The organism is Cytobacillus sp. MT66 (assembly GCF_058792595.1).
In genome coordinates, this window is record NZ_JBXAFB010000009.1 from 195926 (window position 1) to 211194 (window position 15269).

Annotated in this window: 11 protein-coding genes and 1 tRNA gene; 3 read left to right on the forward strand and 9 right to left on the reverse strand. The window is 42.0% G+C overall.

The window, feature by feature from the left end:
- Window positions 1-59: 59 nt before the first annotated feature.
- From menH to AC1Q59_RS17170, 3 genes are read right to left on the reverse strand one after another with little or no spacing between them, the layout of a single operon-like run.
- Window positions 60-905: a 2-succinyl-6-hydroxy-2,4-cyclohexadiene-1-carboxylate synthase gene (menH, locus tag AC1Q59_RS17160; protein WP_492367067.1), complete on the reverse strand. Its 846-nt coding sequence runs from the start codon at window positions 903-905 to the stop codon at window positions 60-62.
- Window positions 905-2659, reverse strand: coding sequence for a 2-succinyl-5-enolpyruvyl-6-hydroxy-3-cyclohexene-1-carboxylic-acid synthase (menD, locus tag AC1Q59_RS17165; protein ID WP_492367068.1), 1755 nt, complete (start codon window positions 2657-2659; stop codon window positions 905-907). Before menD ends, menH begins: the two co-directional genes overlap by 1 nt.
- Entirely contained in the window at window positions 2656-4065 is a 1410-nt protein-coding gene (locus AC1Q59_RS17170) for an isochorismate synthase (RefSeq protein ID WP_492367069.1), read from the reverse strand. The genes menD and AC1Q59_RS17170 overlap by 4 nt, the downstream gene beginning before the upstream one ends.
- Window positions 4066-4483: 418 nt before the next feature.
- On the opposite strand from AC1Q59_RS17170, the gene AC1Q59_RS17175 reads away from it, so the two are divergent.
- Both AC1Q59_RS17175 and AC1Q59_RS17180 read left to right on the forward strand, forming a co-directional pair.
- Entirely contained in the window at window positions 4484-5410 is a 927-nt protein-coding gene (locus AC1Q59_RS17175; RefSeq protein ID WP_492367070.1) for a 1,4-dihydroxy-2-naphthoate polyprenyltransferase, read from the forward strand.
- Between the two features lie 165 nt (window positions 5411-5575).
- Window positions 5576-6331 carry a TraR/DksA C4-type zinc finger protein gene (locus tag AC1Q59_RS17180; protein WP_492367071.1) on the forward strand — a complete coding sequence of 252 codons (756 nt, stop codon included), beginning with the start codon at window positions 5576-5578 and terminating at the stop codon, window positions 6329-6331.
- 26 nt (window positions 6332-6357) lie between these two features.
- Here AC1Q59_RS17180 and AC1Q59_RS17185 read toward each other — a convergent pair whose 3' ends face one another.
- The 5 genes from AC1Q59_RS17185 to glgB all read right to left on the reverse strand — a co-directional run bounded on the left by AC1Q59_RS17185 (window position 6358) and on the right by glgB (window position 14380).
- Complete coding sequence (locus AC1Q59_RS17185; protein WP_492367072.1) at window positions 6358-8745, reverse strand: glycogen/starch/alpha-glucan phosphorylase; 2388 nt, start codon at window positions 8743-8745, stop codon at window positions 6358-6360.
- Window positions 8735-10186 carry a glycogen synthase GlgA gene (glgA, locus tag AC1Q59_RS17190; RefSeq protein ID WP_492367073.1) on the reverse strand — a complete coding sequence of 484 codons (1452 nt, stop codon included), beginning with the start codon at window positions 10184-10186 and terminating at the stop codon, window positions 8735-8737. Before glgA ends, AC1Q59_RS17185 begins: the two co-directional genes overlap by 11 nt.
- A complete protein-coding gene (locus AC1Q59_RS17195; RefSeq protein ID WP_492367074.1) occupies window positions 10183-11211 on the reverse strand; it encodes a GlgC family sugar phosphate nucleotidyltransferase in 1029 nt (342 codons plus the stop codon). Before AC1Q59_RS17195 ends, glgA begins: the two co-directional genes overlap by 4 nt.
- 141 nt (window positions 11212-11352) lie before the next feature.
- Window positions 11353-12498, reverse strand: a complete 1146-nt coding sequence (locus AC1Q59_RS17200; protein ID WP_492367075.1) for a glucose-1-phosphate adenylyltransferase — start codon at window positions 12496-12498, stop codon at window positions 11353-11355.
- Window positions 12428-14380 (reverse strand): 1,4-alpha-glucan branching protein GlgB, encoded by a 1953-nt coding sequence (glgB, locus tag AC1Q59_RS17205; RefSeq protein ID WP_492367076.1) that lies wholly within the window; start codon window positions 14378-14380, stop codon window positions 12428-12430. The genes AC1Q59_RS17200 and glgB overlap by 71 nt, the downstream gene beginning before the upstream one ends.
- Before the next feature lie 275 nt (window positions 14381-14655).
- Here glgB and AC1Q59_RS17210 point away from each other — a divergent pair, with 275 nt between their 5' ends.
- Window positions 14656-14832, forward strand: coding sequence for a hypothetical protein (locus tag AC1Q59_RS17210; protein WP_492367077.1), 177 nt, complete (start codon window positions 14656-14658; stop codon window positions 14830-14832).
- A 283-nt stretch (window positions 14833-15115) separates the two neighbouring features.
- Here the strand turns inward: AC1Q59_RS17210 and AC1Q59_RS17215 are convergent.
- Window positions 15116-15187 (reverse strand) — tRNA-Glu (locus AC1Q59_RS17215).
- Between the last annotated feature and the right edge of the window lie 82 nt (window positions 15188-15269).

Below are 15269 nucleotides of genomic sequence, written 5' to 3' on the forward strand. Positions count from 1 at the left end.
AAAAATTATGTAAAAGTTATACAGTATCCGCTTCCATTTGGGAAGGAAATGTGTTTGCACTATTTGCTGGTTAAAAACCCACTTACTATTGTACCAAATTTTTCAGGTTTCTCCACATGAATTGCATGTCCGGCATGATCAACAATAATATGATAGCCATCTTTTAATTTATCCAGCATCTTTTTTCCTATACGGCAAAACTTTTCATCAAGGCTTCCAGTAATCAATAAGACCGGCATGTCTAAGCCAGAAAGCTCATCCCACCACGAGGCCTGTGCACCGGTTCCCATTCCTTTCAAGCTATTGGCCAGCCCTTTTGCCGAATGAGCCAGTCTTTCCGCTCGGATCTGCATGCGAACATTCTTCGGAAGGCCTTTTTGGCTTTCAAAAAGGGGAATATTCTCCCAGTACTCAACAAATTCCTCTACTCCATTCAACAGAATTTGCTGTGCCAGATTTTCATCACTGATTCTCCTAGCCTTTCGTTCCTTTTCAGTTTCAAGACCAGGAGAAGTGCTCTCAAGAATCAATTTCCGTACTTTTTTTGGATACTTTACAGCAAAAGTGATTGCCAATCTTCCCCCCATGGAATAGCCGAGAAGATCCGTTTTTTCAATACCTGCTTGGTCTAATAGAAGATTTAAGTCTTCTGCAGCCGATTCAATGTCATATCGCATAAGATCATTAGGAGAATCTGTCCTGCCATGGCCAACAATATCAATTGCTGCTCCCACGGAATGTGCCTTCCAATTTTCTTCAAAGCCTTTCCAGGAGGAGCTGCTTCCAGTAAACCCATGAAGCATAATAAGAGGGTGCCTCTCGGATTCATGTTTTTCATCCAAAGATGCATGAAGAGGCTCCCACAGCTCTGCATGATAGTTCAATCCTCTTATGTCAAAATACATCAGCATTCGCCTTCTATATATCGACTAATTTCCCGGGAAACCGACTCCCAAAGCTCACGGTGCTCAAGAGTATTCGTATCCCGATTGGTTGTAATCTCCACAACCTTCAAGCCTTTCTTGCCTGCATTGTTTTGGAGATAATTTGACAGCTGCTCCCAGTTTTCAGCCAATTCGTAATGGCCGCCATACATTTCAACAGCATGCTGAAATTTCAAGTCAAGCGGCGTGCCAAACAGCTTTTCAAAATTTTTCGGGTGATTCGCCTGAGGCAAAAATGAGAAAATGCCGCCTCCATTATTATTGATTAATAATACAGTGATATCAATTTGAAATTGCTTTGAAGCGATTAATCCATTCATGTCATGAAAAAAGGTCAAATCCCCAAGAGCTAAATAAAGCGGCTGTTCATAAACGGCAGCACCCAAGGCTGTTGAAACAATACCGTCGATTCCGTTTGCCCCGCGATTGCCCATAATACGAATGTTCTTTTTGTTATTATGAAAAAACGTATCTAAATCTCTTATTGGCATACTGTTTCCTACAAATAACGCGGAACCATCTGGAAGCCATTCAGGAAGGTTATAAAATAATTTTCCTTCGCTCAAGCTTTCGACATCATTGATTTTCCCTAGATATTCTCTTGTCAGCTGATTAATTTTACTCCACCTAGCAAGATAATCATCCTCTTCGGCTTGCTGAACAAACGGAAGAACAGATTCACAAAAATCGGTTTCATGGCAATAAATCATTTCTGATGAGACAATACCAGGATCTCTCCAGCCTGCACCGCCGTCAATAACAAGCTGGCGGACATCGTCATTTTCCTTCATAAATATCGTTAATGGCTTGGAGACCGGCATGGCACCAAATCGGAGGATGACTTCCGGCTTTAAAAATCGCTTGGCATCACCATTATTTTTTAAGAATGTATCATATGTATCAATGATGTGGCTGCTGTCATGTGTGCCGCTCCTTAATTGGGAAAGCGGGTCTGCCAAGATAGGAAATTGAAGTTTTCTGCCAAGATTAATGACAGCTTCTTTAAATCCTTCCTCTTCGATTGGACCGCATACGATTATTCCTTTTTTATATGAGGCTATACATTGGCCCATCTCTTTATATTGCTCTTCATTAAGTCTCAATTCTCCTGACTCTACGGATACATACCCGCCTGAGCGTTCACTTTGTTCAAAAAGCCCTTCCTCGTCGAGTTTAGGAATGAGGGGCTCTCTAAATGGAAAATTGAGATGAACGGGCCCGGCAGGAGAACGCTTGGCAATAGCTGCGGCTCTTGCACACACAGTTCTTGCATAACGAAGCATTTCCTTTGAATTTTCAGGCGGCGCCATTTCAACAAACCATTTTACATTTTTTCCATATAGATTGATTTGTTCAATTGCCTGAGGAGCACCCACATCTCTTAATTCATGAGGTCTGTCAGCAGTTAAAACAATAAGCGGAACTCTTGAGTGTTTGGCCTCCACAATCGCTGGCAAATAGTTGGCCGCTGCTGTGCCTGATGTACATAGAATGGCTACAGGGCGTTTCTTGGCTTTTGCCATTCCTAACGCAAAAAAAGCAGCTGAGCGTTCGTCTACATGAATATGTGCACGAAGCTCAGGATGCTCAAGGATAATCATGGCCATTGGGGTAGACCTGGATCCAGGACTGACGACGACGTCCACTACCCCGCTATTTTTCAATTCAGATATAAATGCAGCGATGTAAGAGGTTAAAGCATCTTGATGATTCATTTTTTATTACCTCCAAGTGCTGTCAGCATTGGCCGAAATTTAATTTTAGTTTCTATATATTCACTTTCTGCATTAGAATCCTGAACAACTCCGCAGCCTGCAAAAATAGAAGCCTCTTTCCCCTGGATGAGGCCTGAGCGGATTGATACGGCAAATTCACCATTTCCGCGATAATCCATCCATCCTAATGGCGCTCCATATAGTCCGCGATCCAGTAATTCCACCTCACGGATTTTCTCTACAGCTTGCTGTTTTGGAAGTCCGCCAAGTGCTGGAGTAGGATGCAAACGTTCCACTAATGAAAGCAGGGATGTGCTTTCATTGGCCTTTCCGGTGATCGGAGTATATAGGTGCTGAATATCTCTCATCTTTAATAATTGCGTTCTCTTTGGCAGAGAGACATCTTCGCATATTTCTTCCATTGCTTCTTTAATCATACGAACAACATATTGATGTTCCATGACATTTTTCGGATCTGACAGCAATTCTTTGCCAAGCTTCTCATCTTCCTGCTCTGTCTTGCCTCTGGCAATCGAACCAGCAAGACATGTTGTAAAGAGTCTATCTTTATCCTTCTTAACAAGTCGTTCAGGTGACGCGCCAATAAAGCAGTCTCCGTTTGATTCAAGAGCAAATATAAAGCTCTCAGGCTGCTGCTTCAAAAGCTGCAAAAGGACCTGTTCTGCTTGAACATCCTTTTCGAAATGCAGTCTTTCTTCTCTGGCCAGTACAACCTTTTCTAACGGCCCTTCTTCCTTTAATTCCTTTACAATAGCAGAAACTGTGTCTTTCCATTCATCAGGCTTTATCTCCAATTCCTTAACGAGCTTGCTCTCTTCTGTCTGAAGAATGTCTGATAACGAATCTATTAAAGCCTTTCGGTCTGCAGTTATTTTCTCTGCTAAGGAAGGCTGATCATGCTTGGTGCAGCAAACATTTGTAGTTAAAAAGGCTTCACCATTAATATAGCTATACATAAAAGAAGGTATATGAAATAATGTATCTGAAAACTTTGACCAAAGCTTTGTTTTTTCCTTCAGCGGGTCAAATGAAAAGCCGCCAAACATGACGGGACCTACTCCATTCTTCTGGTAAGGATTATCTATAATTGAATCTTCCATGAAGCGCTGCCATTCTTTTTCTGCATGAAAAAAGCGGCCAGCCGCCTGATCCGTTTCAATCTGATTACATATTCCTAGTCCAATAAGAAAATTCTCGTCTTTTGGGTCCTTCCAAAAAAATCGTTCACCCAAAAATTCCTCCCTGCCGGAAGCAAAAAACGCAAGCGGATCAATGGGAGTGATTGGCTGAACTTCGCTGACTAAAATTGGCTTTGATAAAGACTTCGCTCTTTCAATCGCTTCAAGGATCCCTTCTTTTAGTTCCGTTTCTTGTATGGTAACCAAAAAAATCCCTCCACCAACAGCGAAAGGCTGTTATCTTCTTCATTCTTAGCTTATTTTAACATACACCTCACATCATTCCTATGTCAATTAAAGTCATCTTAAGCCACTAAAGACCATGACTTTCCTGTTAATAAACACCAATAGTGCACAGTCTATACCATTGACACTATTGTCTATTCCTCTTAGACTATACATTGAAAGTAGTTTTACTCTTTTTTGACAAGTATATTCTTTTCGGTTAAAATTAATAGGTTTGAATTAAGAAAAGCGGAAGCGCCTTGATCAGCCCCGAACATCATAAGACAAGACGGCAGGAAGGTTGTTCTTTAACCTTCTTGACGGCTTGGCTTATGACTCGAGGGGCTAGGCGCTGGAGCTAGACAATTCTCAAAGTAAAAAATGACAAGGGGAGAGATATGTGCAAACTCAAATGCATACAAATGTTCCGCCTGCCTCAAAAGGATGGAAGACATGGTATCAACTAACGAGGCCGCACACGCTTACGGCTTCATTTGTGCCTGTCCTTCTCGGAACAGCCTTAGCCATTCAAGATACAAACATTCATTTCGGATTATTTCTGGCTATGCTTATCGCAAGCATGTTGATCCAGGCAGCAACAAATATGTTTAATGAGTACTATGATTTTAAACGGGGATTAGATACGGAAGAATCTGTCGGCATTGGCGGTGCCATTGTCCGCGACGGCATCCAGCCTGCCACGGTCATGAAGGCAGCTCTCGGCTTATACGCCATTTCTATATTAATCGGCGTTTATATTTGCATGAACAGCAGCTGGTGGCTCGCACTTGTCGGTATCGTCTGTATGATTGTCGGCTACCTGTATACTGGGGGTCCGCTTCCTATCGCCTATACACCTTTTGGCGAGCTATTTGCCGGTTTCTTTATGGGCATGATGATTATTTTAATTTCCTATTTTATTCAAACAGGAACTGTCTCTGCAACTAGCGTCCTTGTTTCTATTCCTATATTAATTCTTGTTGGCGCGATTTTGATGTCAAATAATATCCGTGATTTGGACGGGGATAAAGAATTTGGAAGAAAGACGCTGGCTATCCTGCTTGGCAGAAATGGTGCGATAAGATTTTTAGCTGGTATGTTTATCGTTTCCTATGTGTGGGTTTTTGTCCTAATTATCATGAATATTATTTCACCATGGCTGGCTATCGTCATCTTAAGTGCTCCAAAGGCTATTAAGGCAACAAAAGGATTTATCGGAAAAACCATTCCTATGCAAATGATGCCTGCCATGAAAGCAACCGCTCAAACCAATACATTCTTTGGATTTTTGCTATCCATTGGCCTATTCTTAGGCTATCTTTTATAGAAATAATCCCTGCATTTTTGCAGGGATTTTTTTATGACGTACTATTTTCAATACCGAGATGATTGGAGCAGAAATCATTTCTCATGTTTTCGCTAATAAAGTTCATACTAAACCCATGGTATCTGTTTTTTTTGCAGTAATGAACTTACGAGGATGTGATATGTTTTGCTATCAGCGCAGCAGCTTAACCAACTTAAAGAACAGCTTATAGAAGAAAAGAATGCTTTAGAAACATACTTGCAAGGGGAAAAGGAAGGCAGCCTTGAGAATGTGGCGATGAGACATACTACAGGTGAACTTTCAATGTATGATAATCACCCCGCAGACACAGGAACAGACTTATACGAACGGACAAAGGATTTTGCTCTTGAAGAACATCATGATTCTCAAATGGACAAGGTTAACGCCGCTTTACAAGCTGTTGAAGAAGGTTCGTATGGCAAATGCAAGGTATGCGGAGGGGATATTCCCTTTGAACGCCTGGAGGTTCTCCCATATACCTTATATTGTAAAGAACATAGTCCCGAACAGCATATTCCAGGTGACCGTCCGGTTGAGGAAGATGTTTTAGAGCCGGCACACGGAAATACATTCCAGCACCATCAGTTTCGCGAAGTGGTTGATGATGAGGATAGCTTCCAAGAGGTTGCCCGCTGGGGAACATCTGAAACACCTTCTGATCTGAGGGGGGATTATGAGGATTATAATTCACTTTATAATGAAGGCCATGATGATGAAGGCTTTACTGAGGATTATGAAACGTTTATCGGCAATAATCTCGAAGGCACACAAAGAATCGTCTACCCGTCGAAAAAACACGAGGAATATGAAGCCATGCTGGATGAAGCGGGCACCGATACACCGTTTTTTGATCTTCCCTTTGATCAGACAGACGGATATGTCGAAGAAGATAAACATTAAGAAGAAGGAAGCAGCTTTCTGCTTCCTTATTTTATGTGCCAGATATCTTCTGCATATTCTTTTATTGTCCTGTCACTGGAGAAATAGCCTGATGCAGCTATATTGGCTAAGCTCATTTGCTGCCATGCCTCCTGATTTTCGTATGCTTTTCCAGCTTTTTGCTGAATATTGACATAAGAGTCAAAATCTCGAAGCACAAAATATTGATCATTTTCGATCAGCAGTGAATCGAAAATAGGCTCGAATTCATCCTCAATATCCGGGAAGAATCCGTTTGTCAGCTGGTCAACAGCCTTGCGGATTCTTTTATCATGGTGGTAATAATCCATGGAGTTGTACCCGCCTTGCTCATAATAGGTCATTACCTGCTGGGCGGTCAGGCCAAAGATAAAAATATTTTCTCGGCCGCATCTTTCCATAATTTCAACATTGGCGCCATCTAGCGTGCCGACCGTTAATGCCCCATTCATCATAAATTTCATATTCCCCGTACCGGATGCTTCCTTGCTTGCCGTAGAAATTTGTTCGCTTATGTCTGCTGCAGGAAAAATCTCCTCCGCCAAGGAAACACGGTAATTTTCCAGGAAAACAACCTTTAGTTTTTCGTTTACCAGCGGATCATGATTAACCTTATCGGCAACTGTGTTGATCAGTTTGATAATCTTTTTTGCATAATAGTAGCCAGGTGAAGCTTTCGCCCCGAAAATAAAGGTTCTTGGATGCATATGGTACCCTGGATCTTCTTTCAGCTGGTTATATAGATACATGACATGCAAAATGTTCAGGAGCTGGCGTTTATAGGCATGAAGCCGCTTCACCTGGATATCATAAATAGAGTTTGTATCAATGTTAAGCCCCGTCTTTTCTCTGATTCGCTTAGCCAGCCTTATTTTGTTTTGCTGTTTGATGCGGCCAAGCTGTTCCAGAAAAACACGGTCTTCTTGAAAGTGAATCAGTTCAGAAAGCTTCTCAGGATTCTGTACCCACCCACTCCCGATTCCATCTGAAATAAGCTTAGAAAGCAGAGGATTTGCTTTTAGCAGCCATCTTCTGTGGGTAATGCCATTTGTTTTATTATTAAACTTCTCCGGATAAATGTCATAGAAGGATTTCATTTCACGATTTTTTAATATTTCCGTATGAAGGGCAGCTACTCCATTAACACTATGGCTTCCTGCCAAGGCCAAATGAGCCATCTTAATTTGCTCATGGGCAATGATGGCCATGTTTTCAATGCGTTTCCAATCTCCGGGATATTTTTCCCAGAGCATGCGGCAAAAACGCTCGTTAATCTCATGAACAATCATAAAAATCCGCGGCAGCAAGGGTTTAAAAATATGCTCGGGCCACCTTTCCAGCGCTTCTGATAATGTCGTATGATTTGTATATGAGACCGTGTTAACGGTTATATTCCAGGCATCCTCCCAGTTCATTCCTTCCTCATCAATAAAGATGCGCATCAATTCTGGAATCGCAAGAACCGGATGGGTGTCATTGATATGAATGCTGACATGCTCATGAAATTCATACAAGCTGTCAAATTGCTTCCGGTAGGAGCGGATAATGGAGCGTATGCTGGCAGACACAAGAAAATACTGCTGTTTTAATCGCAGGATTTTTCCGTCATCATGTGTATCATCGGGATATAAAAACTCAGAGACCGCTTCCGTTTCCCTCTTATATTTCAAAATATCCCGATGGATAGGGTACGGTGAGGGCTCGGCACTCCAAAGCCTTAATGTGTTAACGGTATTGGTCTTATAGCCGACAATTGGCATATCATACGGCACCGCTGTGATCATTTCAGCGTTTTCATGGCGAAAGACAAGACGGCCGTTATCCACCCTGCTTTCGACATTCCCCCAGAATGGGATCTCTACGGCTAAATCAGCTCTTCTTACCTCCCAGACATGACCGTGGCGGAGCCATTGTTCTGGCAGTTCCACCTGATAGCCATCCACAATTTTCTGTTCAAATAATCCGTGCTTATAACGGATTCCACAGCCATGTCCTGGCAAATTGAGTGATGCTAAGGAGTCCATAAAGCATGCTGCAAGCCTGCCTAGTCCCCCGTTTCCTAGCCCAGCGTCGGCCTCAGATTCTTCCAGACCGCTTAGCTCAATGCCCAAATCGGCGAGCCCTTCCCGTACAGTATCCTCTAGCCCTAAATTAAGAAGATTATGATGCAAAAGTCTCCCTAATAAGAATTCAATCGAAAGGTAGTAAACCTGCTTGCCTTTTGCAGTCCTGTTCCGCTCGTTTGTTTGAATCCACGCGGTGCTGACATACTCTCTAATCATATTTCCTAAAGTAAAATACTGATCTCTCTTTGTACTTTCTTTGAAGCTTTTTCCGCAGAGCATTTCAAGCCTTTTTAAAAAAGCTTCTTTAAATGATTCTTTATCAGAAAACATGACTCTCACTCCTAGAGATGAGCTCAGCATACAAGCAGTTATATTTAAAGGCTGACTGTGCCCAGCTATTATCCATTTTCATGGCATTTTTCACAATCGTTTTCCATGCCTTGTCATCACGATAAAAGCTTAGTGCCAGTTCGATTGTAAAAAGCATGTCATGGGCATTAAAGTTTTTGAAAGAAAAGCCGTTGCCTTCACCAGTCAGTTCATTAAATGATGAAACTGTATCATTTAATCCGCCCGTCTCTCTTACAATTGGAATCGCCCCATACCTCATAGCAATCATCTGTCCTAGTCCGCACGGCTCAAATTTAGAAGGCATAAGAAATAAATCGCTGCCCGCATAAATCTGGTGTGCAAGGCCTTCATCAAACCCTATATAGGCCCGGCATTTTCTTGGATAAGCTGTTTCCATGTCACGGAAAAATTGCTCAAACTCGGGGTCCCCTGTCCCAAGAATCAAAAGCTGAACATCTTCAGCCATCAGCTCCCAAAAGACATGGCGGACCAGTTCAAGCCCTTTTTGTTTCGTCAGTCTAGTAACCATGGTGATCAGCGGAATTTCCGCTTTGCTCGGCAAACCAAACTTTGCCTGCAAATACAGCTTATTTATTAGCTTTTTCTCAAGTTCATCGGCACTAAAGTTTTTATATAAAAATGGATCTTTCCCAGGATGATAGAATTCATCATCTATTCCATTTAGGATTCCATCGAGGTCAGTTACCCTGCTCTCAAGAAGTTCATGCAGTTTTTCCCCATAGTATTCTGTTAGAATTTCATCCTTATATGTAGGGCTTACCGTTGTAATTTTGTCAGCAGCAACGATGGCACCCTTCATAAAATTAATCTGGCCGTAGAATTCAAGCTGGTCTATATGAAAATACCTGTCAGGAAGGCCAAATAAATCACCGAGAGCTTCCTTTGGCATAATCCCCTGAAATTGGAGATTATGGATAGTAAATACGCTCTTAATATATTCATAGCCCTGTCTTGCCCGATACTCTGCTTTTAAAAGGAAAGGAATCATCCCTGCATGCCAATCATGGCAGTGTATAACATCCGGATAAAAGTCCAAGGTGCCTATTGACTCTAAAACCGCCCGGGTGAAATAGGCGAAACGCTCGCCATCATCGAAATAGCCGTACATCCGATCACGCTTAAAATAGTATTCATTATCAATAAAATAATAAGTGATCCCCTGATATTTCAGTTCATCTATTCCGCAATATTGCACCCTCCAGCCCACATTAACTGTAAACTCCGCCTTTTTTGTCATCTGATTCTTAAATTCCTGGTGGATTGCCCCATATTTTGGCAGGATCACACGGACATCGGTCCCTTGCTTCAAAAGCTCCTTAGGCAATGACCCTGCAACATCAGCCAAGCCCCCTGATTTAATAAACGGGGTACATTCAGAAACAGCAAATAATACCTTCACGAATTCATCAGAGCTCCTTGTCGTACACCTTTTTCTAAGACAGCTGGCAATTGATCTGTGCCTATTATTTTGGCTCCAGGTTCTATTTTTACATCCTTATCAATAATCACTGAATCTAGTAAACTATGATCTCCAATTACGCACTTTTGCATAATAATGCAATTTTTCACGACAGCCCCCTTGCCGATCTTTACCCCGCGTGAAATAATGCTATTCTCAACTTTTCCCTCAATCTGACACCCGTTTGCAATCATAGAATGATAAACAGAAGCTCCTTTTTTATAGCGGGTTGGCGGTTCATCCTTCACTTTTGTATAAATTGGGTGCTGCTTAAGAAATAAATGCTTCCATACCTGTGAGTCCAATAAAGCCATATTGGCTGAGAAATATGATTGAATCGAGTCGATGATTTCCGCATACCCGTTATATTCATATGTACAAATTTGATAGGAGTGATGGCGGCTGGAAACAACATCTTTCATACAGGAATAACCGGTCATTCTTTTCGTTTCTATTAAATGAATCAGTAAAGAGGTTTTAATCAGATACATTTGCAGTGATTTTCCCTGGTGACATATCTCAGTAATATCACAGCCCATTTGAATGTGTTTTTCTAAAACGGGACGGAAATCCATATTAAATACAGTTGAACAATTGGTGATTAAGGCATATTCCTGTTTACTTTTATAAAAGTAATCCAGATTTGCTGCAAAGTGGCTAAATGAACCAATTCCATTGGTGATTGCATCGATCACAGGAGACGGAAAAAAGAAAAGTCCATCTCTTTTTCTATCTAAGTCCCAGTTTTTTCCTGATCCTAAATGATCCATTAAAGAGCGGTATTGGTATTTTGGAAAAATGGCTACACTTTCTATCCCTGAATTGACCATATTCGAAAGGACAAAATCAATTAGGCGGTACCTTCCAGCAAATGGAATGGCAGCCAGAGACCGGTGGCCCATCAGCTTTTCCAGTCCATCATGATAGGTTGTTGCATCTATTACCCCAAGAATTCTCTTTCCCATTTCATCCCCTCCAATAAAGATGCGTTAGCGCCCATTCAGGCGCTGCCGCTAGACAGCAATTGTCATTTTCAAGTCATGTATCGTGTTATACTGCGGACTAATTTGTTCACTAATGAGCACATTTCTATATATTTAAGCCCATTAAGAGATATATTGGCGCAGCAGATCATCCGAAACTAGAATAATATCATCGTCTCCTTCAGCTGCCCTAATAACTGTTCCATCTGGTATCACGGCATCCGGAGGGACAATCGCCTTTTCAATGAGCACATTTTCTCCAATGACTGCATTGGGCATGACGACCGTCTCTGAAATCAGTGACCCTCTGCCAACAGTTACACCTTGAAAAAGAACGGAGCGGTGGACATCCCCTTCAATCGTGCACCCTTCATTAATGAGGGATTCATTCACCTTCGCTTCTGTTGATATATATTGAGGCGGGTGATTAGGATTAACAGAATAAATGCGCCAATCCTGATCAAATAAATTCAGCTCACAGCTTTCATCGAGCAGATCCATATTGGCTTCCCAAAGGCTTCTTACCGTGCCTACATCCTTCCAATAGCCCTTAAATGGATAGGCGTACAGCTTTCTTTGTTCTTTTAATAAAAGCGGAATAATATCCTTGCCAAAATCATGACTTGATTCTGAATTTCGGCTGTCTCTTTCTAAATACTCTTTTAAAAGCGGCCAGCTGAAAATGTATATTCCCATGGATGCGAGATTATTCTTTGGCGCTTCTGGCTTTTCTTCAAATTCAGCAACACGAAATTCATCATTCGTATTCATGATGCCAAACCTGCTTGCTTCTTCCCAGGGAACCTCAATCACCGAAATCGTCACATCAGCATCTTTTTCAATATGGTATTCAAGCATTTTTTCATAATTCATTTTATAAATATGGTCACCGGAGAGGATAAGGACATACTGCGGCTGATACTGCAATAAATAATTTAAATTTTGATAGATGGCACTCGCGGTCCCGGAATACCACTTTACCTCAGAAGACTCACTGTATGGGGGCAAAACTGTGACTCCTCCGTTTCTTCGATCAAGATCCCATGCGCTTCCAATTCCGATATAGGAATTCAAGATCAGAGGCTGATATTGTGTAAGTACACCTACCGTGTCAATTCCTGAATTTGTACAATTACTCAGGGTAAAGTCGATGATTCTGTATTTTCCCCCAAATGGTACGGCAGGCTTTGCTAAGTTTTCAGTCAATGAATGGAGCCTGCTTCCTTTCCCTCCTGCCAGCAGCATGGCTACGCACTTTTTCTTTCCCATTTCCTTTCCTCTCCTTCCTATGCTTTACTGGCCGCAAAATTGATATCGCAAACGGCGGTATCGTCATTCTAATACAGTAAGGTTTCCCGTGAAACTCTTCCTGTGCTGTTTTTAACACGCTTTTATTGACATTATTGGCACCGCCAAAATGATCCCGGTCGCTGTTAAAGATCTCCCGGTAGGAACCTTCCTTAGGGACGCCAATTTGATAATTGTGATAGACGCGGTTAGTAAAATTACAAACAACCACCAGATGTTCATCCTCTTTTACACCATTGCGGATAAAAGAAAAGATGGACTGGTGAGAATTGTTCACATCAATCCACTCAAACCCCTCCTGCAGATGATCTAATTCAAACAGAGGTTTTGAACGCCGATAAATCTTTAATAGTTCTTTCACATACGTATTTAACTTTTGATGCATTTCAAACTCTAACAGATTCCAATCCAGCTCCCCATTATCCTTCCATTCATCAAATTGCCCAAGCTCCGCCCCCATAAACAGGAGCTTTTTTCCGGGATGGGCAATCATATAGCCAAGAAGCAAGCGGAGCTGGGCAAATTTCTCCGAATAATCTCCCGGCATTTTTGAAAGCAGGGACTTTTTGCCATGAACCACTTCATCATGTGACAAAGGAAGAACAAAGCATTCTGAAAAGGCATATAAAAGAGAAAAGGTCATTTTCCCATGGGAAGCTGTGCGGTGTTCAGGCAAGGCTTCCATGTAAGCAAGCACATCATTCATCCAGCCCATATTCCATTTATAGGTGAATCCTAATCCTCCATATTGGACAGGTGATGTCACCTGCGGCCATTCCGTAGAATCCTCAGCAAAAATCATAAAGGAAGGGTCATATTCAGCCAGGGTTTGATTGAGCTTTTTCAAAAATTGAATGCCAAATGGATTCTCTTTTTTATAAGGCTCGTTTGGCCAATAAATAATGTTTGCTACGGCATCAATCCGAAATCCGTCAATATGGTAATACTCCTGCCAAAACAGTGCATTGGATATGAGAAAGCTTTGCACCTCATTTTTTCCAAGATCAAAATTAGCCGTACCCCATACATAATTCTCCCGATCCCAAGGAGTCTCGTATTCAAAAAGAGAGGTGCCGTCAAACTGATAGAGACCATGGGCATCCTTGCAAAAATGGCCAGGCACCCAGTCAAGGATGACACCAATACCGTGGATATGACATTGATCAATAAAATACATAAAATCATGCGGTGTTCCATAGCGGCTGGTAATCGAATAATAACCCGTCCCCTGATAGCCCCATGAAGCATCTAAAGGATGCTCTATGAGCGGCAGCAGCTCTATATGGGTAAACCCATGCTCAGCCGCATACGGGATTAACTCCTCGGCCAATTCCCGATAAGTCAGGAAGCTTCCATCCTCCCGTCTTTTCCATGAACCTAAATGCACTTCATAAATGGCCATTGGTTCATTCCTTGTACAGTTTCTTTCCCGTTTCTTCATCCATTGACTGTCGTTCCATTCATAGCCATCCAGCGAGCTGACAATTGATGCAGTCCCAGGCCTTACTTCAGAAAAGAAACTAAACGGATCTGCTTTTAGCTGCTTATGTCCCGATTCGCTCTCAATTTCATATTTATACTGGGCGCCTTCCATATCTCCTTCAATAAGAATATTCCAGACGCCCCCATCATTGACCTTATGTAATCGATGGTTCTTACCATTCCAGTTGTTAAAATCTCCAACCAATCGCACGGCTTTCGCGTGAGGAGCCCAAACACAAAATCGTGTGTACACTTGCTCATCCTCTTTGATTACATGTGAACCAAACAAACGATAGCTTTCATAGAGTGTCCCCTCGTGAAATAAGTGCAGCTGAAAATCAGTCGGATATGCAGTATTCATCCATACCTACTCCCTGTTAAACAAATCAAATCTGTCTGTTTCTTGAAACCTCTTTTCGCAAAAATGCAAAATAGGCACAATCACTTTAATTTATATTCGAGTGTGGGTAAAAAAAACCTTGTAAATGTTATCTAAATTTTTTGACACAAACCATGCCATTCTGGCATAAATCGAAGGCATTCGCCTCGCTTCTGTCCATTTCGACATAATCTGCTGCTTTATTTGACATAATAAAAAAAATAATCTTTTTGAAATATGTAGGAGGGAATAATATTTTGAGCAATAAAGAAGAGGAATACCTGATCAAAAAACATTCAAAAAATGAGGTGAAAACTCCAATCTTCGGCCCGCCAGACGGCAAAATCATCGCAGCCGGAGAACTCTTCCGCGGACCCTCAACCGGAATCACATCAGAAATGGACCTCCAGGATGCAGGAGAACAAGAATGGTAGGCAGCGGAATGCGGGCCTGTTTTTTAGCACATTAAAGTGATGGGGGTCAGGCCCCCAGGGGATTAACGCGTTAATTTAGAGATGATGTCTTTATTAGTGCCCAAAATAAGAAGTTTCAAGCTGGTTCGGGCACTAACTTGGGATGTTAGTTCCTTAAGATGATTTTACTTAAGTTTTCTGGCACTAATGTGGTTTTTAGTTCTAACCTAGTTAAGAATTTTCCCCAAAGCACCCCGCTTTTGAACATAAAAAAAACCTGTCAACTATTTAGTTGACAGGTTTATGACCCCTACGGGATTCGAACCCGTGTTACCGCCGTGAAAGGGCGGTGTCTTAACCGCTTGACCAAGGGGCCAATAATGGCGGAGAAGGAGGGATTTGAACCCTCGCGCCGCTTACGCGACCTACACCCTTAGCAGGGGCGCCTCTTCAGCCTC

What these genes read in the sequence shown, in the direction of transcription:
- glgB (WP_492367076.1), bottom strand. Translation starts at nt 14,380, where the DNA reads ATGAATACTGCATATCCGACTGATTTTCAGCTGCACTTATTTCACGAG.
- AC1Q59_RS17185 (WP_492367072.1), bottom strand. Translation starts at nt 8,745, where the DNA reads ATGTTTTCTGATAAAGAATCATTTAAAGAAGCTTTTTTAAAAAGGCTT.
- menD (WP_492367068.1), bottom strand. Translation starts at nt 2,659, where the DNA reads ATGAATCATCAAGATGCTTTAACCTCTTACATCGCTGCATTTATATCT.
- AC1Q59_RS17200 (WP_492367075.1), bottom strand. Translation starts at nt 12,498, where the DNA reads ATGGGAAAGAAAAAGTGCGTAGCCATGCTGCTGGCAGGAGGGAAAGGA.
- AC1Q59_RS17195 (WP_492367074.1), bottom strand. Translation starts at nt 11,211, where the DNA reads ATGGGAAAGAGAATTCTTGGGGTAATAGATGCAACAACCTATCATGAT.
- menH (WP_492367067.1), bottom strand. Translation starts at nt 905, where the DNA reads ATGTATTTTGACATAAGAGGATTGAACTATCATGCAGAGCTGTGGGAG.